Genomic DNA, 22325 nt, shown 5'->3' on the forward strand with positions numbered 1-22325 from the left:
GCGACAGGAAGACATTACAAATTTCCGCGCAGCCGGTTAGCGCCAACCTAACCAAGGGGGTCCCGGCAGAGGACGTGCCTACCTCCCTGACGCGGGGACAGCCTGACGCACCGCCCGCTCCAGCAGCGCGCGGCAAGCGACAAGCTGGGCGATTTCGATCCCCTCGTCGGGCTGATGGCCATCGCGCATCGTGCCGGGGCCGCAGACCACGGTGGGAATGCCGAGCGCCGCGAAAAAGCCCGCCTCGGTCCCGAAGGCGATCTTCACCGGCTCGGCGCCGCCATCGGGCAGCAACGCTGCGAAGGCGCGCACCGCCGGATCTTCGGGGTCGGCCTCAAGCCCCGGATAGCTGCCGGTCCCGGTGATCGTCACCCCCTCGGGCACCCGAAGCTGGGCCAGGATCTGCGCCGGGGTCTCGGTGGCCAGGTGGCGGATCTCGAACAGCACCTCGGCGCTGTCGGGCACGATGTTGAGCGCGACTCCCCCCTTCATCACCCCGGCATGGATGGTCGAACAGGCGGGATGCTGGTCCGGGTCCTGCGCGCCATGGGCCATCAGATCGGCCTGGACGCGGCGGATCTCTGCGATCAGGTCGGCGGCGGCGTGCAGCGCATTGGTGAAATCGGGGGCCATGGCGGAATGCCCGGCCTCGCCCGCCGAAAACGCCCGGTAGCTGGCCTTGCCCTTGTGGCCGATGGCCAGCTTCAGCAGCGTCGGTTCCCCGACGATGCACAGATCCGGACGGCCCAGCACCGGGATCACCTGGTCGATCATCTCGGGGATGCCACGGCAGCCGACCTCCTCGTCCCAGCTGAGCGCGATGCCCACGGGCTGGGCGGGCGGCGCCGCCCGCAGCCCCTCGGCCATGGCCAGAACGCAGGCGATGAAGCCCTTCATGTCGGTGGTGCCGCGCCCGTGCAGCCGCCCGTCCCGCTGCGTCAGTTCGAAAGGCGGCAGGGTCCAGTCCTGCCCCTCGACCGGCACGACATCGGTATGGGCCGAGAACAGCAGCCCGCCCGCGCCCGCGCCGAAACGCGCCAGCAGCCCGAAACGGTCGCCCGAAGCCGCCGGCACGATCTGCACCGCAAAGCCCGCCGCCTCCAGAAGCTGTGCACAATAATCAATCAGCGCCCGGTTCGGCCCGCGCGTAATTGTCGGAAAACCCACAAGATCCCCAAGGATCTGCTGCACTCTGTCGGTCTGCATGGCGGCTCCTGTCGTCCGGATGGCAGGCCCCGGCCTAGCGCCCTGCCCGGGGCATCGCCAGAACGATTTGCCTGAGCATCGCTTAGACGCGGGCTTGGTCCTGACGCGGGGTCGCGCAACTGCGGGCTGCACGACAAAGGGGTTTCCTAAGCAGTGCTACATCAAATCATAATTTTCCCGAACCCATCCGCCGACTAAGCTGATCGGGACAGGGGGTTTGCCCCCGCGTGAAAGATTTCAGGAAAGGGTTGGCTTATGCCGGTTGAAACGATCGATACGCTGGTCATCGGCGCAGGGCAGGCCGGCGTGGCGATGAGCGAGCATCTGGGCCGCAACGGCACGCCGCACATCGTCCTCGAAAAGGACCGGATCGCAGAAAGCTGGCGCACGCGCCGCTGGGATTCGCTGGTGGCGAACGGTCCCGCCTGGCACGACCGCTTCCCGAACATGGACTTCCCCGAGACCCCCGGTGACGGCTTCCCCCCGAAGGAAGAGATCGCCGCCTATTTCGAAGCCTATGCCAAGATGGTCGACGCCCCCGTGCGCACCGGCGTCGAGGTGACCGCCGTCGATCCGCTGAAGGGCCGCCCGGGCTTTCTGGTCACCACCTCTGCCGGCGCCATCGAGGCGAAAAGCGTGGTCGTGGCGACCGGCGCCTTCCAGACCCCGGTGATCCCGCCGATCGTGCCGCAAACCGCCGGCCTCAGGCAGATGCATTCCTCCGACTACCGCAACCCCGCCGATCTGCCGATGGGCGCGGTGATGGTGGTGGGCGCGGGCTCTTCCGGCGCGCAGATCGCCGAGGAACTGGGCCGCGCGGGCCGCAAGGTCTACCTCTCGGTCGGGCCGCACGACCGCCCGCCGCGCGCCTACCGGGGCCGCGATTTCGTCTGGTGGCTGGGCGTGCTGGGCAAATGGGACATGCAGGCCAGCGCGCCGGGCACCGAACATGTCACCATCGCCGTCTCGGGCGCCAATGGCGGCGAAACCATGAGCTTCCGCCGCCTGGGCCGCGAGGGCATCACCCTTGTCGGGCGCACCGAAAGCTGCACCGACGGCGTGCTGCGCTTTGCCCCCGACATCGAACGCAACATCCTGCGCGGCGACGACAACTACCTCGCCCTGCTGGACGAGGCCGATGCCTATATCGCCCGCAACGGCCTGGATCTGCCCGAAGAACCCGAAGCGCGCCAGCTGGGCGAAATGCCCGCCTGCGTCACCGATCCGCTGGAAACGCTGGACCTGAAGGCCGCCGGCGTCGGTACGATCATCTGGGCCACCGGGTTCTCGAACGACTATGGCTGGCTGCATGTCGATGCCTTCGACGAGACCGGGCGCCCGAAGCACCAGCGCGGCGTCTCGGCGGAAACCGGGATCTACTTCCTCGGCCTGCCCTGGCTGTCGGGCCGTGGCTCCAGCTTCATCTGGGGCGTCTGGCACGACGCGCGCTACATCGCCGATCACATCGCGATCCGCGCCGGTTACAACGCCTATACCCCCGATGCCCCGGCCGCCGCTCCGGCCGCGCAGAACGCCTGACCCTCCCTCTCGAAAGCACCGAAGATGGCTCATACCCGCATCCGTCCGTTCAACACCAAGGACACCTACCCCGAGCAGAACCTCGACAACGACCTCTGCCAGGCCGTCGTCGCCCGGGGCCGCATGGTCTTCCTGCGCGGCCAGTGCCCGCAAAACCTCGATGACGCCAAGAACATCGAAAGCCACGACCCCACCGTGCAGGCCCACAAGGTCATGCAGAACATCAAGCAGCTGATGGAAGAGTGCGGCGGCGGCATGGAACATGTCTGCCGCGTCCAGGTCTTCCTGACCGACGTGCGCCACCGCGAGGCCGTCTACCGCGTGATGGGCGAATACATCAAGGGCGTGCACCCGGTCTCCACCGGGCTTGTGGTCACCGCGCTCGCCCGTCCCGACTGGCTGGTCGAGATCGAGGCCACCGCCGTCATTCCCGATTGATCGCGACTCCCCGCGATCCCCAACTGCCCGGGCGACCCCTCGTCCGGGCCTTTTTACATTTTCCTGAACGGAGTCCCGCATGACCTTCTCCATCGTGGCGCGCTGCGCACAGACCGGCCAGTTCGGCATGGCGATCTCCTCGTCCTCTCCGGCGGTGGCGGCGCGCTGCGCCTTTGCCCGTGCCGGGGTCGGCGCGGCCTCCTCGCAGAACATCACCAACCCCGCCCTCGGCCCGATGATGCTGGACGCCATCGCAACCGGCGCAACCGCCCCCGAGGCCGTGGCCCGGGCCCGCGATGCAGACGGCTATGCCGATTTCCGCCAGCTGATCGCCATCGACGGCGCAGGCCGCACCGCGATCCATTCCGGCGCCCGCGCCCTGGGCATCTGGACCTCGGCCGAGGGCACCGACTGCGCCTCGGGCGGCAACCTGCTGGCCAATGACCAGATCCCCGCCACCATGGTGAAGGCCTTCGAGACCGCGACCGGATCGCTGGGCGACCGGCTGATCGCCGCGATGCAGGCCGGCATGGCCGCCGGTGGCGAAGCCGGTCCGGTGCATTCCGCGGGCCTTCTGGTCGTCGACAAGCAGGCCTGGCCCTATGCCGAGCTGCGCATCGACTGGCTGGACGACGCCTGCCCGATCGAAGCGCTCGCCCGCGCCTGGGAAGTCTACAGGCCCCAGGCAGACGATTACGTCACCCGCGCGCTGAACCCCGGCGACGCCCCCTCCTACGGGGTGCCGGGCGACGAATGAACCGGGCATCGCGATTGCCTGCACCCTGTGGCGGGGCTACAACCCCGCCACACACAGACCGGAGCCGCACATGCCCCTGAGGTTCACGCTCAGACAGCTGGAATATTTCGTCGCCGTCTGCGAATGCGGCTCCATCGCGCTGGCCGCGCAGAAGGTGAACGTGTCTTCGCCGACGATCTCGGCGGCCATCGGTCAGCTGGAGGCCGAGTTCGGCCTGCAGCTTTTCGTGCGCCGCCATGCCCAGGGCCTCTCGCTCAGCCAGGTGGGGGAACGCTTTCTGGTCGGCGCCCGAGAGGCCCTCGACAAGGCCCGCGCCATCACCGAGCTGGCCAATGACATCGCCGGCAACGTGCGCGGCAACTTCCGCGTCGGCTGCCTGCTGACCTTCGCGCAGATCATGCTGCCCAAGCTGCGCCGCGGCTTCGTCGACATGTATCCCGAAGTGACCTTCTTCCAGTACGAACGCGACCAGTCCGAACTGTTCGAGGATCTGCGCGCCGCGCGCATCGACGTGGCGCTGACCTACGACCTGAACGTGCCCGCCGATTTCCACTTCCTGCCGCTGATCGACCTGCCCCCCTTCGCCCTGCTGAGCGAGACGCATCCGCTCTCCAACAACAAGGTCGTCACCCCCGCCGAGCTGGCGGAATTCCCGATGGTGCTGCTCGATCTGCCGATGAGTTCGGAATATTTCCTGTCGCTGCTCACCGATGCGGGCGTCACCCCCAACATCGTCGAGCGCACCCGCGACATCGCGGTCATGCGCTCCCTCGTGGCCAATGATTTCGGCTATTCCATCGCCAATATCAAGCCGCTCAGCGACCGGGCGCCCGATGGCGGGCGGCTGCGCTACGTGCCGCTGGCCGCCCCGGTGCGGGCGCTGCGGCTGGGGCTGATGATGACCGCCGGGGCCGAAACCTCGCGCAACGTGGCGGCCTTCGTCGCCCATGTGCAGCACCAGGTCACCCCCGATACCGCCTTCGCCTATCAGGCATGACCACGTGACCCGGGACCCCGGGTCACGTGGGAAAGGACCTCAGTCCTTGTAGTCGGGGCATTCCTTGTCGAGGATCAGCTTCATCTCCTCGAAATGGCGGATCGAGAAATCGGCGATGCCTTCCCAGTCCTGCGCGGTCTGCTCGGCGGCCTCGGCCGAGAGATGCTTCAGCGGACGGCCCGTCGCCATCGCCGCCACGACGATCTGCGCGGCGCGCTCGAAGGTATAGATGTCGTCCCAGGCCTCGCCCATGGTGGCGGCGGTGACCATGACGCCGTGGTTGCCCATCAGCAGGCGCGAATGGTTGCCCAGAAGACCGGCAAGCCGGCGGCCTTCCTCGTCCGAATTCGCCATGCCGCCGTAATGGGTATCGACCGCGACGCGGTTGTAGTAGCGGGCCGAGTTCTGGTCGATCGCCGGCATTTCCGGCGGCTCGACCGAGGCCAGCGCGGTGGTGGCGACCGGGTGCAGGTGCATGATCACCCGCGCGGCCGGGCACAGGCTGTGGACCTGGCCGTGAATCACCCGGGCGGTGGTGTCCAGGTCATCGCGCTTCGCCGTCGCCTCGGGGTCGTTCATGTCCACCAGGATCAGGTCCGACGCCCGCACCCGGGCGAAATGCATCCATTTCGGGTTGATCAGGAAGCGTTTGCCATCGGCGCTCAGCGCCACGGAATAGTGGTTGGCCACCGCCTCGTGCATGTTGGCGCGCGCCGTCATCCGCAGCGCCGCCGCAAGGTCGATCCGCGCCTGGCCCTCGTCGAGCACGTCTTGATCCAGCATCCTAGGTCCTTCCTTCTGGCCGCCCGCAAGAGGCGCGGGCCGCAATATGTCCGCCCCAGACTGCGACCCGGACGGGTTAGGGTAAATAACAAAGTATCGCAGCTTTGATTAGCCCGGGACTAAGGATTACATCCTGAGCGGTGTCAGCTTTGCCGAACCCAGGTGCCCTCTGGTTAGCCCTGTCCTTCGCCCTGCTGAGAGAGAAGATACTTTCTTCCGGCCGTTCCGCGGCGCAGAATTGACCCAGCAAGACAGGGAACACAACCACGATGACAGCGCATTCCTCACCCGTGGCCGAGCTGGCAAAGACCATGTCCGCCCCCTTCGAGCAGGCTCAGGCCATGCCCGTCTCGGTCTATACCGATCCCGCCTTCCTTGCCGAGGAGCAGGAGAAGATCTTTGCCAAAAGCTGGATCTGCGCCGGTCGTGCCGACGGGCTGAAGAACCCCGGCGATTACCTGACCATGGAAATCTCGGGCGAGCCGGTGATCGTGCTGCGCGACCGCGACGGCCAGCTGCGCGCGCTGTCCAACGTCTGCCGCCACCGCATGTCCACGCTGCTGGAAGGGCGCGGCACCACGCGCGCCATCGTCTGCCCCTACCACGCCTGGACCTATTCGCTGGACGGCACCCTGCGCGGCGCCCCCGCGATGGAGCTGAACGGATCCTTCTGCAAGGAGCACATCGCGCTGCCGCAGATCCGCTGCGTCGACTGGCAGGGCTGGATCATGGTCACGCTGGATGCCGACCTGCCCGAACCCGCCGAGGCCCTGAAAGAGGTCGACGATCTGGTCGGCTACCTCGACATGTCGCGCTACCAGGAACTGTTCCGCGAAGAGCACCGCTGGAACACCAACTGGAAGATCCTGGCCGAGAACTTCATGGAAAGCTACCACCTGCCGGTCTGCCACGCAGGCACCATCGGCGGGGCGTCGAAACTGAAGGACATGGTCTGCCCGGAAGGCTTCGAAAGCTTCAACTACCACCACATCCTGAAGGATGAGCGCGTGCCGCTGGCCCTCGCCCACCCGTCCAACACCACGCTGGAAGGCGACGATCGCAAGCGCACCTGGCTGCTGGCGATCTACCCCTCGCTGCTGATCACCCTGACGCCGGGCTACTTCTGGTATCTCTCGCTGATGCCCGACGGCCCGGACCACGTGAAGATCCTCTACGGCGGCGGCCTGTCCCCGGAATTCATGGAAGACCCGAAGGCGCCCGAATATTTCGACGCGCTGAAGGCGCTGCTCGACCATGTCAACGAAGAGGACAAGGGCTGCACCGAGAAGGTCTGGAAGGGCATGCAGAGCAAGTTCGCCGCCCCCGGCGCGCTCTCGCATCTGGAACGTCCGAACTACGAATTCGCCCGCTGGATCCTGGACAAGGTCCAGGCCTGAGGTCGATCACCTGCCGGGAAGGTTTCATTCCCTGCCTCCGACCCGGCACGGGAAGGGCCGCGACAGCACTGTCGCGGCCCTTTCTGTTTGCCGCCCCCCGACGCCCCTCCGATGCCCCGTCCGGATGCGAAAAGGGCCGCGGCGGGTGACGCCACGGCCCTGACGGACTGCCTGTTTTCCGGGCGCTCAGCCCTTGGGCGGCGGGGTCGCCCCCACGGCGCCGACCTTCATCGCGGCCTCGCGCCCGCCGTAGCTGGCGATCAGCGCATCCTGATCCTCGAAGGCCATGGCATCGACCTCGGCGGGATTGCAGATCGCGTGCAGCGCCGCGTAAAGCTCGGCCCGCTTGGCCATGCAGGCGGGATCTGCGGCGCGGTTCACCGTCTCGCCCGGGTCGCTTTGCAGATCGAACATCTCGGGCGGGAAACCCTGGTAGTGGATCAGCTTCCAGCTGCCCTTGCGCAGCATGTAGCCGCCCGAAACCGCCCCCACCGCATGGTATTCGCTGAACACCACGCGTTCGGGATCCTCCAGCTCGGCGATCAGATCATAAAGCGAGCGTCCGGGCCGCGTGCCCTCCAGCGTCGCCCCGAAATGATCGAGGATGGTTTCCGAGATATCCAGAAGCGTCGCCGGGGTCCGGCACAGGGCGCCCTGCGGCAGGCCGGGACCGGCGACGATCAGCGGAACGGCGGCGCTTTCCTGGTAGAAGTTGCCCTTGCCCCAAAGCCCCCGCGTGCCAACATTGTCGCCGTGATCGCTGCTGTAGATCACCGTCGTCGTCTCCGAGAGGCCCGCCGCCTCCAGCGCATCGAGGATCCGGCCCACGTTGTGATCCAGATAGCTGCACAGCGCATAGTAGACCCGGCGCGCCATCTGGCGTTCGGCCTCGTCGACCATGCCGTCATCGCCGACGAAGGCCTGATCATGCAGCGCCACCCATGGGTGCTTTTCATAGCCATCGCGGGGATGCAGGCGCAGCGGCGGCAGGCAGCCCTCGGGGTAGAGGTCCAGGAAGGCCTGCGGCACCACCAGCGGGAAATGCGGCGCCACCAGACCCACGTAAAGGCACCAGGGATCGCGGCCCCCGGCGGCATCGGACAGCCAGGCGCAGGTCCTGTCGGTGACGGCGGCGTCATATTGCGTATAGGGGCTGTCGCCCGGGCCGATGTAATCGCCCAGCATCCGGGTGCTGCGCTGGCAGACCCGCTCATCCTCGCGGCGCAGCGATCCGTAGACCATGCCATGCCCGCCCGCGACATGCATCGGCAGGGTCTGGCGGTCAAAGCCGGTGTCGTCCTCGCTGTTACGGTAGTGCAGCTTGCCGATGGATTCGACGCGGATGCCGGAATCCTGAAGCCCATGGCCCCAGCCGCGCGGCTGCCCCTTGTAGGGCATCGCATTGTCCCACAGGCGGATGTCATGCACCCGTCGCCCGGTTGCGAAGGCGGCCCGCGCCGGCACGCAGATCGGCGAGGGCGTATAGGCATCCGTAAAGCGCACCCCCCGCGCCGCCAGCCGGTCGAGATTGGGGGTATGCACCGTCACGTCGGAGGCCGCGATCCCAAGGGCCGTCGCGGCATGTTCATCCGACAGGATCACCAGAAGGTTTCCGGCTCTGCTCATGGGTCTTCCTTTCAGGCGTCGCGGCAGGGGCACCCCCCTGCCCCGCCTCAGCCGCGCGCCGAGGCGAAATCGGGGCGCACCCGGGTGATCCAGTCCGGATCCATCTCGGGGGCGGCCTCGACCAGTTGGCGGGTATAGGGTTCGCTCGGATGGTCCAGAACCTCGGCCACGGTGCCGCGGTTGACCACCGCGCCCTGGCGCATGACGATCACGGTATCGGCGATCTCGCGCACGGTGGCCATGTCGTGGGTGATGAAGATCATCGACAGGCCCAGCTCTTCCTTCAGCTTGCGCAGGATGCGCAGCACCCCCGCCGCCACCAGCTGGTCCAGCGCCGAGGTCACCTCGTCGCAGATCAACAGCTCGGGTTCGGCGGCCAGGGCACGGGCAATCGCCACGCGCTGCTTCTCGCCGCCCGACAGCTGGTGCGGCAGCCGGCTGACATAGCTTTCCGGCAGTTCCAGCATGCTCAGAAGTTCCGCCACCCGGTCGCGCTGCGCCTGACCCTTCAGGCCGCGGAACAGTTGCAGCGGACGGCCGATGATCGTGCCGATGCTCTGGGCGCCGTTCAGCGACAGATCGGGCAGCTGGTGCACCAGCTGGATGCGCCGCAGCACCTCTCCGCGCCGGTTTTCCAGCTTCGGCAGCAGCTGCTGGCCGTCAAACACCATCGCCCCGTCCGAGGGCGGCAGCAGACCCACGACCGAGCGCGTCAGCGTCGACTTGCCCGAGCCGCTCTCGCCCACGATGGCGACCGTTTCGCCGCGATGGACATGGACGGTGACGTCCTTCAGCACGGTCTTCCCGCCCGAGGCATAGCTGGCCGTCAGATTGTCGAGGCGCAGCAGCGCGCGTTCGCCCTTCGGGGCCTCGAATTCAGGGCCGCGTTCGCTGGCCACGCCCTTGAGCAGCGCGCGGGTATAGTCTTCGGCGGGCGCCGACAGCATCTGCCGGGTCGGCGCGCTTTCCACCACCGCGCCATGGCGCATCACCATGATCCGGTCAGAGATCTGCGCGACCAGCGCCAGATCGTGGGTGATATACAGCGCCGCCGCCCCCGAGCGCGTCAGCGCCCGTTTCACGCAGCCCAGCACGTCCAGCTGGGTGGTCACGTCCAGCGCCGTGGTCGGTTCGTCGAAGATCAGCAGGTCCGGATCGGTGGCCATCGCCATGGCGATCATCGCCCGCTGAAGCTGCCCGCCGGAAAGCTGGTGCGGATAGCGCCCGCCGATGCTTTCGGGATCGGGCAGGCCCAGCTCTGCGTAAAGGTCGGCGGCCTTGCGCGCGATGTCGCGCTTCTTCATCGGGCTGCGCATCCGCAGCACCTCGGCGAACTGGTCGCCGATGGTATGGGCCGGGTTGAAATGGCTGGCGGCGGACTGGGCCACATAGGCCACCCGCATCCCGCGCATCTTCTCGACCTGGGCGGTCGGGGCGCTCAGCATCTCGACGCCGTCCAGATGCACCGTCCCCCCCGAGAACCGCCCCCCCTTGCGCACGTAGCCAAGCGCGGCCAGGCCGATGGTGGACTTGCCGGCGCCGCTTTCGCCGATCACGCCCAGGATCTCTCCGCGGTGCAGATCAAGCGAGACACCGTGCAGGATCTCGGACCAGGCGCCGTCCTTCTCGACCTCGATGCGCAGGCCGTCGATCTTCAGAAGCGGTTGGGTCATGGCAGGGCTCCGGCGCGTCAGGTCGTTGGGATTGCTCATCAGGCTCATCGGATCTTGTCCGTGGCGGCATCCGAGGCAAAGTTCATCGCGATCGCCATGGCGGCGATGACACCCGCCGGGAAGAAGGGGGCCAGCACCCCGAAGGTCAGCGCCGGGGCATTGTCACGCACCATGGAGCCCAGATCGGCAATCGGCGGCTGCACCCCCAGCCCCAGGAAGCTGAGCGAGGCGATGAACAGGAAGACGAAGCAGAAGCGCAGGCCGAATTCCGTCACCATCGGGCGCACCACATTGGGCAGGATCTCCCGGGTCATCAGCCACAGCTTGCTTTCACCGCGCAGCCGGGCGGTTTCGAAGAACTCCAGCGTGGTGATGTTCATCCCCGTCAGGCGGGCCAGGCGGAACACGCGGGTTGCCTCGATGATGGCGATGACGATGATCAGCACCGGCGTCGAGGGGCCGGTGGCGGTGATCACCAGCAGCGTCAGGATCAGCGAGGGGATGGCGATGATCAGATCGACGATCCGGCTCAGAACCATGTCGATGGCCCCGCGCGCGATGGCCGCCCAGAAGCCCAGGAAGATGCCGATGACGAAGCACAGCACGGTTGCCGCCAGCGCCACCATCATGGTGTTGCGGGTGCCGTACAGCAGCCGGGTGAACAGGTCGCGGCCCAGCTGGTCGGCGCCCAGGATCATGCCCTTGTGCTCGGATGTGGCCTGCCAGAAGGTACCGGACCAGGCCGATCCGACAATCTCGTTCGGGGTGAAGGGGGCGACCAGCGGTGCCGCGAAGGAGGCCAGAAGCCACAGCAGCACCAGGCCCATGAAGATCCAGCGCAGCGGCGAAAGAAGGCGGGAGGTCATAGTCATCAGCGCGGGAACCGGAGGCGGGGGTTGAAGGCAATGGCCAGCACGTCGGCCACGGTGTTGAGCAACAGGTAGAGGCCGGCGAAGATCAGGCAGGAGGCCTGCACCAGCGGCAGGTCGCGCTGCGACACGCTGTCGATCAGCAGCTGACCCAGGCCCGGGTAGACGAAGATCACCTCGACCACGACGACGCCGACGATCAGATAGGCCAGGTTCAGCACGATGACGTTGATGATCGGCGCCATGGCATTGGGCAGCGCATGGCGCAGCACACGGCGGCGCATCGGCACGCCCTTCATCTCGGCCATGGCCATGTAGGGGCTGTCCAGCACGTCGATCAGCGCTGCGCGGATCATCCGCATCATATGCGCCACCACCGAGAAGGCCAGCGTGATGGCGGGCAGGATCAGCACCTCGATCCGGTCCCCGAAGCTGGGGTCGGGCGGCAGCGTGGCAATCGGCGGGAAGATCTGGAAATGCAGCGCGAACCAGGCGACCAGCGTATAGGCCACGAAGAATTCCGGCATGGAGATCGCGCCCAGCGTCAGGATCGAGGCCGCCCGGTCGAACAGGCTGCCCCGCCACAGCGCCGAGCCGATGCCGAGCGCCAGCGCCAGCGGCACCGAGATCACCGCGCCCAGCCCCGCGAGGAACAGCGTATTGTAAAGCCGGAACGAGATCGCCTGCGCCACCGGCTCTCCCGAGCCCAGCGAGACCCCGAAATCTCCGTGCAGCACGCCGCGCGCCCATTCGAAATAGCGCAGCACCGCCGGCTGATCGAGCCCGAGCTTGAGGCGCAGCGCCTCCAGGGCCTCGGTGGAGGCATTGGAGCCCAGGATCGCCCGGGCAACATCGCCCGGCAACATGTCGACGGCGAAGAAGACCAGCGCCGAGATCACGATCAGCATCACGATGCTGGTCACGAGGCGCTGGAGGATGGTCTTTGTCAGGGTGCTCACGGAGGCTCCGGTCTGGTCGGGCCCGGCGCGGCCCTTGAAGGGTCGCGCCGGGGATCGGTTTCAGAGGGTCAGGCGAACCACCAGCGCTCGGGCGCACGCATGCTGTCGAGCTCGCGGTCGTTGCCCAGCTTCTCGGGCGTGGCGACCTTCTTGGTGGTGGCGTCGGTGAAGTTCGCGAAGGCGAAGATGTTGTTCGACCCGCGGTCGCGGATGATCTCCTGCATGTCGTAGTACATCTGGCGGCGCTTGTCCTCGTTCAGCTCCGAACGGCCCTTGATGACCAGCTCGTCCAGCTGGGGATCCTTCATCGCCGTCTCGTTCCAGCCGGCATTGGCCGCAGAGGTGGTGTAGACACCGCCGATCATGATGTCCTCGGTCAGGCGGCCCGACCAGCGGGTCGCGCACAGCGGCACATGGGTCCAGATCTTGTCCCAGTAGCTGTCGTCGGGAACGCGCTTGACGTCGATGTCGATGCCGGCGGCCTTGGCGTGTTCCTTGTAAAGGACCGCCGCATCCGTCGCGCCCGAGAACGGCACTTCGGAAACGTTCAGCGTGACCGCCAGATGATCCATGCCGGCCTTCTTCAGCAGCGACTTGGCCTTTTCGGGGTCATATTCGCGCTGCGGCAGATCGGCGTTGAAGTAGCGGTAGCTGGCGTTGATGGGCTGGTCGTTGCCCACGGTGCCGTAGCCGTTCAGGATGCGGTCCACCATGTCCTGCCGGTTGATGCCGTAGCGCATCGCATCGACCACCGCCTGGTTGGTGAACGGGTCCATGTCCATCATCATCGGGAAGCAGTAATGCGCCTTCGAGGACACCGACAGGATGTTGACGGTGGGCGCGGCCTTCAGCAGCTTCACGGTCTTCAGATCGACCTGGTTGTAGGCGTCGATCTTGCCGCCGATCAGCGCCGAGGTGCGCGCCGAAGGATCGGCGATGCCGATCAGCTCGACCGCGTCGAAGTGGGCGCGGCCTTCCTTCCAGTAGTTGGGGTTCTTCTTGAAGCTGGCGCTGACGCCGGGCTGCCAGTTCTCCAGGATGTAGGGGCCGGTGCCATTGCCGTCCTTGGGATCGCGGTTGCCATCGGCGACAATCACCGCGTTCGGGGTGGCCAGGATCGCCGGGAAGTCGACATTGGCGTTCTTCAGGGTGATCTTCACCTCCAGCGGGCCGGCAGCCTCGAAGGTCTCGACATCCTCCAGGAAGGGCTTGATCCCCGAGGTGGTGCCCTTTTCCAGGTGACGGCCCAGGGTGAAGACGACGTCCTGCGCATCCAGCGTCTTGCCGCTGTGGAAGGTGACGCCCGAGCGCAGCTTGAAGGTCCAGACCTTGGCGGTGTCGTCGCTGCCCCAGCTTTCGGCCAGTTCCGGGATCAGCGACCCGTCGGGGGCGATCTCGATCAGGCAGTTGCGGGCGCAGAGCTGGGCGATGTTGTAGAACTTGGTATCGTTCGACGTCACGTCCATCGTGTCGGTCGGAGAGAAGTCCCCGATGCCCAGGCGGAAGGTGCCGCCCTGTTTCGGTTCGGCGGCCTGCGCCAGCCCGGGGGCCAGCATCAGGCCCGCGCCCATCGCGGCGGTGCTCGCCAGGAAGCCGCGTCGGTTGAGGCGGAAGGTCTTGTCCATCGTGTTCTCCTGTCCGCGCCGGGAGGGTCGCGGGATCTCTGTTGGATAAGTGTCGCTGATCCCGGCGGGCCGCCTTCTGGCGGCGGGGGCCGGTCTTGGACGATCTCCCTCCGGCCTTCGCAAGAGCCGGTTGAGGACCGGGCGGATCACCCTGCCGGGTGGCCCTCCGGGACGCGGGAGGCAGTCGATCGTCTGGGCTGTGGCATCTGGTCGTCTTTCGTTCGGTGGCGGTCCCTGAGCGGGCTGGTCGGCTGACCCGGACACCCCGGTCCCTGCCCCGAGCAGACAGAAAGCTGTAGGGGAGATAAATTATGAATAACCGCACTACGACTTAGCTCAGGACTAACCCAGATCGCCGCAGATACGGTTATGCCTTCTCAACTCCGTGAACATATGCGCGCGTAGAAATGTTTTCGCAAGGAATTTCATCACCTTATGCGGTGAGCTTGCGTCAGGCGGGCCGGACAGGCGTTTATGCCCCCTGTCGCGCCCCCCCTGCCCTGCCGGTAGCGCCTCCTGTCGGGTCAGGCAGGAGCGCCTAATTTCTGGTCATTCGGGAAACCGCTCAGGCTTCTTCCATGCCGTCGAAGGCCCCGGGGTTCAGCTCTTCCCAGAAGGCGCGGATGGCCTCGGCGTTCAGCGCCGACATCCAGCCGTAGCGCTCGAAATCGTCCCGCGCCGCGCCTTCCAGCTGCGACAGGAACAGCCGACGGTCGGCATCGCGCTGCGTCGGCGTGCGGGCGGCAACCAGCTCCTGGATCCGGCCCAGCCGCCGGGCCCGGGGCGAGGACGGGTTTCGCGGCGAAACCTCGGGGGCGGCGGCGGGCTCCGGGTTGCCGTAATCTGCACGCAGCGCGGCGGTCAGGTAGCCCACCGCGTTCTTCACGCCCCCCTGCCCCGCGATGTAGTCGAGCTTCTGGCGCACGTAGTCCTCGCCATGTTCGCCGACCCATTGCCGGGCCAGACGGTCGCTGACGCCAAGCGCCCGGATGCGGGCATAGACGTCGGAGTTGCGCAGCCCCTCGCCGTCGTCCAGATCCAGGATCGCCAGCTGCGGGTTCTCGGCGATGCGGAAGCGGATGTCCGTCACCGTGCGGCCCATCTTGCGGACCTCGGGCGTCACCACGATGTTGGAGGTCTTGTTCACCTCGGCCACCGCCGGCTTGATGATCTTGGCGTTGAGATGCTTGAACGTCTCGTAATAGGGGCTGTCGGCCACCCCCATCAGGCGGCGGAACAGCTCCAGGCTCCACCAGCCGGTGGACCCCGTGCGCACGAAGCGGTAGCAGTTCTCGTAAAGCGCCAGCGCATGGCCCGAGGTGAAGCGCCGCTGGATGTTGAGGTTGATCAGCGCGAAGACCTTCGGGTCGTTCAGCTTCTCGGCCAGCGCCGGGGAATAGGCGTATTCGCAGACGCCGCCCTTCAGCTTGGCATAGGCCAGCAGCGCGCTGACCCCCCATTCCTGCTGGCCGTCGGCATCCAGCATGTCCCATTCGGCGACGGTCTCGGCCAGGCCGCGCAGGCTGGCCTTCAGCGTCTCCATGTCGTTCGAATTGTAGCCGATCATCAGGCAGAGCGTCTTGGCGTCGATCCGGTGCACCTGCTGGCTGACCAGCGTGTCATAGGCATTCAGCAGCAGGACGTTGGACAGCTTGCGCTGCAGCAGCGTCAGCTTGCCCGAGACGTGGATCGCCGCCACGTGTTTCTTGACGGCGCCGCGGCGCAGGCTTCCGGTCAGCCGGTCACGGGGAATGATGTCTTCCATGCGGGGGCCCTGTCTGTGCTCCGCCCGGGTCCGCGCACGGCCCGAGTCATTGTGCTCGGGACGAGTATGCCTGCATAAGGTGCCCAGGCGCAAGCGCGACGCTGGCACCTTTCGGGTCTCCCGGAAACGGGTACCTTGGCCTCTGTAGCCGGTTCGAAAGGTACCCGGCTACGGGATCGCCCCGCCGGAGCCCCCCGCCCCGTCCCGGGCTGCGGGCGCAAACAGACTCGAAACCTGGGGGAATTGCAGGCTTCGGGCAGCGAAAAGCCCCGGTTCCCGGGAATCGGTGCCCCTGATCCCGCAGATGGGTGCCTTTGGTCCCGGATCCGGCGCCCCCTGGTCCTGAAAACGGGAACCTATGAGCCCCTATCCGTCTGAGAACAAAAAGGTTATTCCGCCGGAAAGTCCTTAAATAGACTCTCAAAGAGCAAAAACACTTGCTGCTGCTGTCTGATTTTTGTCTCTTTTCAAGGAAATCGGTGCCGACTGATTCCCATTCCCCCAGACATGTGCGATAGTTTCCCGGATATCTGGTAAAACAGCGGACATGCGGAGTTTCCATGGCACCGAAATCCGGCAACGGGTCGTCTTCCGGCCTGCCCCCCTATTTCAACATCGATCCCGCGAAGGCCGCAAGTCTGCTGTCCGAGCCGATCACCACGACCCGTTTCGCCAAGGCCGCGAACTTTGCCATGCGGGGCCGCGATGATCTGGCTCGGCGCGGCTATGCGCCCGACGGAGAGAAGCGGCTGCGCAAGTTCTCCACCTGGGAAGTCTGCCGCTACCTGATCCCGGTCGGCGCCGGCCATCTGCGCCGGGTGCTGCGCACCCACCCCGAGCTGCCCCAGGGCACCGGCGAGGGCCATTCGAAATGGTTCACCCTGGAAGAGGTCCTGCGGCTGCGCGACCACTTCGCCGAGGAAGGCGATCCCAACCGCGAATATGCCGCCTGGCGCCCCGAGGGGCTGCCCGCCAAGGTCGTCGCCGTGGCGAATTTCAAGGGCGGCGTCGGCAAGACTTCGACCGCCGCGCATCTGGCGATGTCGGCGGCGCTCGATGGCTACAAGGTGCTGGTGATCGATCTGGACAGCCAGGGCTCGATGACCTCGATCATGGGCGGCAAGGTCGAGGACGAATGGCAGACCGCCTTCCCGCTGCTGGCGCGCGACTATGCCCGCCACCTCCAGGAAGAGAACCGGGTCCGCGAAGCTCAGGGCCAGGCCCCTTTCCCCTTCGACGAAACCCTGACCGAGGCGCTGACGGTTTCGCCGCGAAACCTCGTCCAGAAGACCCACTGGCCGAACATCGACCTGATCGGCGCGCAGCTGAACCTCTACTGGTCCGAATTCCAGGTGCCGGTCTGGCGGATGAACCTGCGCAGCTGGCCGCTCTGGGACGCCTTGCAGAACGCGCTGGAGGATTCCGGGCTGCTGGACGATTACGACGTGGTGCTGCTGGATACCCCGCCCGCGCTCGGCTACCTGACGATCAACGCGCTCTCGGCGGCCGATATCCTGCTGGTGCCGCTGGGCGCCTCCTTCCTTGAGTTCGACAGCACGGGGCGGTTCTTCGACATGATCTACTCGACCTTCGCCTCGATCGAAGAGGGCGAGAACCGGATCCGCCGCCAGGACGGCCTGCCAGAGATGCGCTTTGAATGGGACGCCGTGCGGGCGCTGGTCACCCGCTTCGATGCCGCCCAGCAGACCGATCTGGCCAACGTCATCCAGGCCTATTTCGGCGATTTCATGACCACCTACCGCCAGGAGATGACCGCCATGGTCGGCCAGGCCGGCGAGCAGGTCTCGGGCATCTACGAGATCGACTACCGCGACTTCAACCGCGACACCTACGTGCGTGGGCGCGAGACCTTCGACCGGACCTGGGCGGAGGTGAAGCAGGTGATCCTGGGAACCTGGTGGCGCGATCAGCAGATGGCCGCCGCCGAGCAGACCCCGCGCGCAGAGGAGGCGTAACCCATGGCCAAGCGTCGCAAGCTGGAAGCCCCTTCGGTCCAGGATCTGAACCGGCTGGAAGAGGAGTTTCGCCGCGAAACCCCCGCCGAGGGGGGCGGGCGTCCGCGTGCCTCGCTGGCCGCGCCCATCGCCCAGGTGGCCGCCGAGGCCGCCAGCAGCCACCAGCCGCGCCCCGCCGAGGAGCGCGCCGCCCAGGCCCGCGACCAGCGCGACGCCGAGCGGCTGCGCGAGGCCGAGGGCCGCGGGCTGGTCATGCTGGAGATCCCGCTGGACGAGATCGACCCCGATGCGCTGGTGCGCGACCGGGTGGTGCTGGATGCCGAGGAGATGCAGGAACTGCAGCTCTCGATCGCCGCGAACGGGCTGCGCCTGCCGGTCGAGGTCTTCGCGCTGGCCGAGGGGCAGGGCTATCGCTACGGGCTGCTGTCGGGCTACCGGCGGCTGCGGGCCTTCCAGGCGCTGAAGGGGGGAAACCCGCGCGCCGGGACCTACGACACGATCAAGGCCGTGCTGCGCGAGCCCGAGGCCATGGGCGGCACCTTCGCCGCGATGATCGAGGAGAACGAGATCCGCTCGGGGCTGAGCCATTTCGAGCGCGGCCGGATCGCGGTGATCGCCAGCCAGCAGGGCGCCTTCGTCAACGTCGAGGCGGCGGTGGACGGGCTGTTCCCGATGGCCTCGAAGGCGAAGCGTTCGAAGATCCGCAGCTTCGCGCTGATCTTCGAGGAGCTGGGCGACATGCTGGCCTTCCCGGATCTGATCCGCGAGAAGGACGGGCTGAAGATCGCCGCCGCCCTGCGCAACGGTGCCGAAAGCGCCCTGCGTGAAGCGCTGGCGCGCCGCCATGCCGAGACCCCCGACGAGGAGGCCGAGATGCTGACCGCCGCCCTGGCCGAGGTCACGCCGAGCGATCCCGATCCCCGCAAGGGGGGGCGCCCGAAGAAGCAGCCCGAGACGCGCTCGGTGCCGCTGGACAGCGGGATCGTGCTGGAATACGGGCCGGAGGGGAAGGGCTGGACCATCCGCCTGAAGGGCCGCCGTCTGGACCGGGAGCTGGTGGAGCTGGCGGTTTCCGAGCTGGAGCGGATGCTGTCCCGGGACCGCTAGGTCCTGGCGCGCCAGAGATTGAAAGCGCCAGAGATTGAAATCCGCCGCTATATCTGCTATCTCTATCTTCAACGGTAGCAGATATACGAGGTTGCCATGGCCATCCATCCCGAAAGGGCCCAACCGGAACGCACCCTGCTGGTCCAGGACGGGCAGGTGCGGGCGGTGGCCAGACATGCGCTTGAGGTGGACGTGCACCTGAGCCTCGGGGCCGACCGCGAGGGGCTGGGCGCCGCGATCCGCTCGGTGCTGGCCAATGCCGGCAGCGGGGTCAGCCCGCGCCGGGTGGAGGCGCTGGTTGCCTCGGCGGTCAGTGCCCGCATTGCCGACCGGCTGGAGCACGAGTTCGACGCGTTGCAGCGGGCCTATGGGGCGATGCTGGATGCGCGGATGCCCGAGGGCACCGACCAGGCGGTGCTTGAGGCGCTGACCCGCACCCGGCTGCGCCACGCGCTGCTGGAAGGGGCACAGCTGGTCGACCAGGCCCAGGCCTGCGAGCTTCTGGGGCGCTCCACCGCCAACCCCTCGGCCACTATGAAGCGGCTGGAGCAGAAGGGCCTGCTACGCTTCCTGCGCGCCGGGCGGGCGGCCTATCCGCTGTTCCAGTTCGACACCGACGCCCAGCAGGTGCATCCGGTGGTCCCACGCATCCTGGCCGCGCGGCCCGAAGGCATGTCGGATTTCGCCGTGCTGCAATGGTTCAGCGCCTGGCACGAGGAATTCCAGGGCCCGCCGCGCGATCACCTGGCCCGGGCCCCCGAGGCGGTCTTCCAGGCCTTCCTGCGCAGCACCGAGGCGCCGCAGCACGGATGATCTTCAGCCTGACCCTTCCGCCCGTGACGGCCTTTCGTCCGGGCGCAGAGGCGCATGTGGAGCTGCCCGAGGGCCGCGTGCTGCATCGCATCCACCCCGCGGCCTATGCGGCGGCGGCGTTCAATCCGACGGGGCTGGGGCAGGCGCGGTTTTCGCCGCTGCGGGACGGGCAGGGGGATGTGATCGCGACGATCTACGCCGCCGAAAGCTTCGAATGCGCCCTGGCCGAGACGATCCTGCGCAGCCCCGACCATCCGGAGGTGCCCGGCAGCCTGCGGGTGGAAAGCCCGGCCCGCTGGCGGGACTATTGCCACAGCACGGTGCGGCTGACACGGGCGCTGCGGCTGCTCGACCTCTCGACGCAGGGGCAAAGGCGCATCGGGGTGGAACATGCGGCGCTGACCGCAGGCCCAACCCGCAGCTATCCCGAGACCCGTGCCTGGGCGGAAATGCTGCACCGCAGCTTCCCCGGCATCGACGGGCTGCATTACCATTCGCACCAGTATGGTCCGGATGCCGCGATGCTGCTGTTCGGTGACCGGGCGGGGGATGCGCTGGTTGCGGCGGGGCTCAGCCGGGCGGTCGGCGATCCCGATTGCCACCGTGCGATCTATGCCCTGGGGCAGTCCCTGGGCATCACCTATATCGACCTCTAGGCGGGGCGCCCCCCCGTGTCTTCGGGACAGCCAAAGGGCCGGGCGGTGGAAACCGCCCGGCCCGGGACGCGTGCCGCGCCAACGCCTGTCGGGGGCGTTACATGAAATCGCGCGGGATCTCCTGCGCGAAGCTCTTGCGATGCACCTCGGTGCCATCCTCGTAGCCCACCACCTCGGCCGAGATCTGCCAGTGGGTCTTCGTGCAGGTCATCAGGGCGCGGCAGGTCGAACGGGTCTCCCAGCCCGGGCGCTGCACCCGGATCTCCCAGTCGATCTCGCCCCTGGAAGAGGTCGGATCGGTCCCGATCGACCAGTCCTCGTTGCGGATCTCCTGGGATTGCAGGCCGCTGGTCGGGTGCACCTCCAGCCCGGTGTCCTCGTAGATGCGGTAATGTGTGAGGCCGCTCATCTGGTCGCGTACCACGGTGCGGCGCGTCTCGGCCTCCGCCAGCATCTCGTAGACGGGCAGGGGGCTCGGGTTCTCGGGCTCGGGCACGGTGATGCGTTCATGCGCGCCCAGTTCGGGCAGGGCGAGGTGGATCGAGGAGGTGTCGATCACCAGGCCCGGCGCCTCTGGCGAGGGCAGGATCAGCGGCCAGTAGGAGGTCGAGAGCGCCAGCTTGATGCGGTGCCCCGGCGCGAAACGGTAGCCCATGGCATCCAGCTGCATCGTCACCTCGGCCATGCCCTCGGGCATCGCCTTGGGTTCGGCATAGCTGTCGCGATGGGCCAGGTTCAGCACGCCGTAGCAGGCCCGCGTCTCGGTGCCGTCGGGATGCACGTCGATGATCCGCACCGCCAGGTTTTCCCAGTCGGCGGCGCAGGCGACGTTCAGCGTCAGCTTCGGGGCGCCCAGGTAGACGGCCTCCGCCTCCAGCGGCGCGGTCTCGAAGCACAGCGATCCGCCGTTGTCGATGCGCTGGTCGCCGGCGATCTCGGCATCCGGCTTCAGGGTGAACCATTCGCCGGCGGCGATCCCGGTATCGAGGGGCGAGCGCAGGAACAGATCCCCCACGCCTGCGCCATCGGCGCCGCGCGCCAGCGCCCCGGTCCCGCCGACCGAGAAGACATCCTCGGACGGGGTGCTCCAGTGCGCCTTGGCGACCCAGTAGCCGGGATCACGGTCGCGCCAGGCGGCGGGGCGGGGGGCATCCAGGATATAGGCGCGCATCTGCGGCAGCGCCTCGGCGCCGGTGTCCTCGTCCGAGAGCCACTTTTTCCACCAGGCGATGGCCTCGGCGTGGAAATCGGCGCGCGGTTTCGGCCAGGCGAAATGCGGGTACTTGTGGATCCAGGGGCCGATCATCGCCTTGGCGGTGGCGGGCATCCCCTCGATCGCCTTCAGCGGCGTGTTGCGATAGCCGTCGGCCCAGCCTGCGATGACCAGGGCGGGCACCGGGAAGCCTTCGAAATCCTCGCAGATGGAGCCATGTTCCCAGAAGGCATCGCGGCGCTGATGAGAGAGCCATTCTTCCATGAAGAAGGGTTCGTCCTTCAGCCGTTCCAGCCACATCTCGCGCCAGCTGTCGCCGACCAGCGCCTTGTCGGGGCTGCGCGACTGGTAGGCCAGCATGGTGCCCGCCCAGGACAGCTGCGCCGACAGATGCGTGCCGTTCTTGTAATGGATGTCGTCGTTGTAGCGATCCACCGTCGAGGCGATGGAGATCACGGCCTTCAGCGGTTCCGGCTTCAGCGCGGCGACCTGGAGGCAGTTGAAGCCGCCCCAGCTGATGCCCATCATGCCGACATTGCCGTTCGACCAGGGCTGCGCCGCGATCCAGTCCAGCACCTCGCAGGCGTCCGAGAGTTCGCGGGGCGTGTATTCGCCGTCGATCACCCCGTCGCTTTCGCCCGAGCCGCGGATGTCGACGCGCACGCCGGCGATGCCGGCCTCGGCGAAGACCGGATAGGTGCTTTCGTCGCGCGGATCGGTGCCGCCGCGCTTGCGGTAGGGCAGGTATTCCAGAACGGTCGGCACGGGGGTGTCGGCGGCACAGGCGGGCATCCAGATGCGGGTGGCAAGCTTGGTGCCATCCTTCAGCGGGATCCAGATCTCTTCCGAGACGGTATGGGTTTCGGACATGTCTTTCGTCCTTCGTGAGGGGGGAGGAGGGGAGGGGGCCGGCGCGCACCGGCCCC

Annotated in this window: 18 protein-coding genes; 9 read left to right on the plus strand and 9 right to left on the minus strand. The window is 67.1% G+C overall.

Annotation, left to right across the window (positions count from 1 at the left end; genetic code table 11):
- Window positions 1-78: 78 nt before the first annotated feature.
- A complete protein-coding gene (gene argE, locus KM176_RS15860; protein ID WP_160894917.1) occupies window positions 79-1206 on the minus strand; it encodes an acetylornithine deacetylase in 1128 nt (375 codons plus the stop codon).
- 255 nt (window positions 1207-1461) lie between these two features.
- On the opposite strand from argE, the gene KM176_RS15865 reads away from it, so the two are divergent.
- From KM176_RS15865 to KM176_RS15880, 4 genes are all read left to right on the plus strand, one after another.
- On the plus strand, window positions 1462-2745 hold the full coding sequence (locus KM176_RS15865; RefSeq protein WP_160894916.1) for a flavin-containing monooxygenase: 1284 nt from the start codon (window positions 1462-1464) through the stop codon (window positions 2743-2745).
- A gap of 24 nt (window positions 2746-2769) precedes the next feature.
- Entirely contained in the window at window positions 2770-3183 is a 414-nt protein-coding gene (locus KM176_RS15870; protein WP_160894915.1) for a RidA family protein, read from the plus strand.
- 79 nt (window positions 3184-3262) lie between these two features.
- Window positions 3263-3940 carry a DUF1028 domain-containing protein gene (locus KM176_RS15875; RefSeq protein WP_160894914.1) on the plus strand — a complete coding sequence of 226 codons (678 nt, stop codon included), beginning with the start codon at window positions 3263-3265 and terminating at the stop codon, window positions 3938-3940.
- A 70-nt stretch (window positions 3941-4010) separates the two neighbouring features.
- Window positions 4011-4937 carry a LysR family transcriptional regulator gene (locus tag KM176_RS15880; RefSeq protein WP_160894913.1) on the plus strand — a complete coding sequence of 309 codons (927 nt, stop codon included), beginning with the start codon at window positions 4011-4013 and terminating at the stop codon, window positions 4935-4937.
- 39 nt (window positions 4938-4976) lie between these two features.
- Here KM176_RS15880 and KM176_RS15885 read toward each other — a convergent pair whose 3' ends face one another.
- A complete protein-coding gene (locus KM176_RS15885) occupies window positions 4977-5720 on the minus strand; it encodes a class II aldolase/adducin family protein (RefSeq protein ID WP_160894912.1) in 744 nt (247 codons plus the stop codon).
- A gap of 269 nt (window positions 5721-5989) precedes the next feature.
- Between KM176_RS15885 and KM176_RS15890 the strand changes: the two genes are divergently transcribed.
- A complete protein-coding gene (locus KM176_RS15890) occupies window positions 5990-7117 on the plus strand; it encodes an aromatic ring-hydroxylating oxygenase subunit alpha (protein WP_160894911.1) in 1128 nt (375 codons plus the stop codon).
- 186 nt (window positions 7118-7303) lie between these two features.
- Here KM176_RS15890 and KM176_RS15895 read toward each other — a convergent pair whose 3' ends face one another.
- From KM176_RS15895 to KM176_RS15920, 6 genes are all read right to left on the minus strand, one after another.
- Window positions 7304-8743, minus strand: coding sequence for a sulfatase-like hydrolase/transferase (locus KM176_RS15895; protein ID WP_160894910.1), 1440 nt, complete (start codon window positions 8741-8743; stop codon window positions 7304-7306).
- Between the two features lie 47 nt (window positions 8744-8790).
- Window positions 8791-10416 (minus strand): ABC transporter ATP-binding protein, encoded by a 1626-nt coding sequence (locus tag KM176_RS15900; RefSeq protein WP_160894909.1) that lies wholly within the window; start codon window positions 10414-10416, stop codon window positions 8791-8793.
- 44 nt (window positions 10417-10460) lie between these two features.
- Entirely contained in the window at window positions 10461-11288 is an 828-nt protein-coding gene (locus KM176_RS15905) for an ABC transporter permease (protein WP_202397845.1), read from the minus strand.
- Window positions 11288-12244 (minus strand): ABC transporter permease, encoded by a 957-nt coding sequence (locus KM176_RS15910; RefSeq protein WP_311136165.1) that lies wholly within the window; start codon window positions 12242-12244, stop codon window positions 11288-11290. The genes KM176_RS15905 and KM176_RS15910 overlap by 1 nt, the downstream gene beginning before the upstream one ends.
- Window positions 12245-12312: 68 nt before the next feature.
- Complete coding sequence (locus tag KM176_RS15915; protein WP_160894908.1) at window positions 12313-13869, minus strand: ABC transporter substrate-binding protein; 1557 nt, start codon at window positions 13867-13869, stop codon at window positions 12313-12315.
- Window positions 13870-14434: 565 nt separating this feature from the next.
- A complete protein-coding gene (locus KM176_RS15920; protein ID WP_160894907.1) occupies window positions 14435-15634 on the minus strand; it encodes a replication initiation protein in 1200 nt (399 codons plus the stop codon).
- A gap of 560 nt (window positions 15635-16194) precedes the next feature.
- Between KM176_RS15920 and KM176_RS15925 the strand changes: the two genes are divergently transcribed.
- The 4 genes from KM176_RS15925 to KM176_RS15940 all read left to right on the plus strand — a co-directional run bounded on the left by KM176_RS15925 (window position 16195) and on the right by KM176_RS15940 (window position 20186).
- Complete coding sequence (locus KM176_RS15925; RefSeq protein ID WP_160894906.1) at window positions 16195-17610, plus strand: AAA family ATPase; 1416 nt, start codon at window positions 16195-16197, stop codon at window positions 17608-17610.
- A 3-nt stretch (window positions 17611-17613) separates the two neighbouring features.
- Window positions 17614-18717 carry a ParB/RepB/Spo0J family partition protein gene (locus tag KM176_RS15930; protein ID WP_160894905.1) on the plus strand — a complete coding sequence of 368 codons (1104 nt, stop codon included), beginning with the start codon at window positions 17614-17616 and terminating at the stop codon, window positions 18715-18717.
- Window positions 18718-18813: 96 nt separating this feature from the next.
- A complete protein-coding gene (locus KM176_RS15935; protein ID WP_160894904.1) occupies window positions 18814-19530 on the plus strand; it encodes a hypothetical protein in 717 nt (238 codons plus the stop codon).
- The gene (locus KM176_RS15940; protein ID WP_160894903.1) at window positions 19527-20186 is read left to right on the plus strand and encodes an RES family NAD+ phosphorylase; all 660 of its coding nucleotides are present in this window, start codon (window positions 19527-19529) and stop codon (window positions 20184-20186) included. Before KM176_RS15935 ends, KM176_RS15940 begins: the two co-directional genes overlap by 4 nt.
- Before the next feature lie 97 nt (window positions 20187-20283).
- Here the strand turns inward: KM176_RS15940 and KM176_RS15945 are convergent, their stop codons facing one another.
- Window positions 20284-22269: a CocE/NonD family hydrolase gene (locus KM176_RS15945; RefSeq protein WP_160894902.1), complete on the minus strand. Its 1986-nt coding sequence runs from the start codon at window positions 22267-22269 to the stop codon at window positions 20284-20286.
- Window positions 22270-22325: the final 56 nt, after the last annotated feature.

Source organism: Pseudooceanicola endophyticus (assembly GCF_018760365.1).
Classification (GTDB): Bacteria; Pseudomonadota; Alphaproteobacteria; order Rhodobacterales; family Rhodobacteraceae; genus Pseudooceanicola; species Pseudooceanicola endophyticus.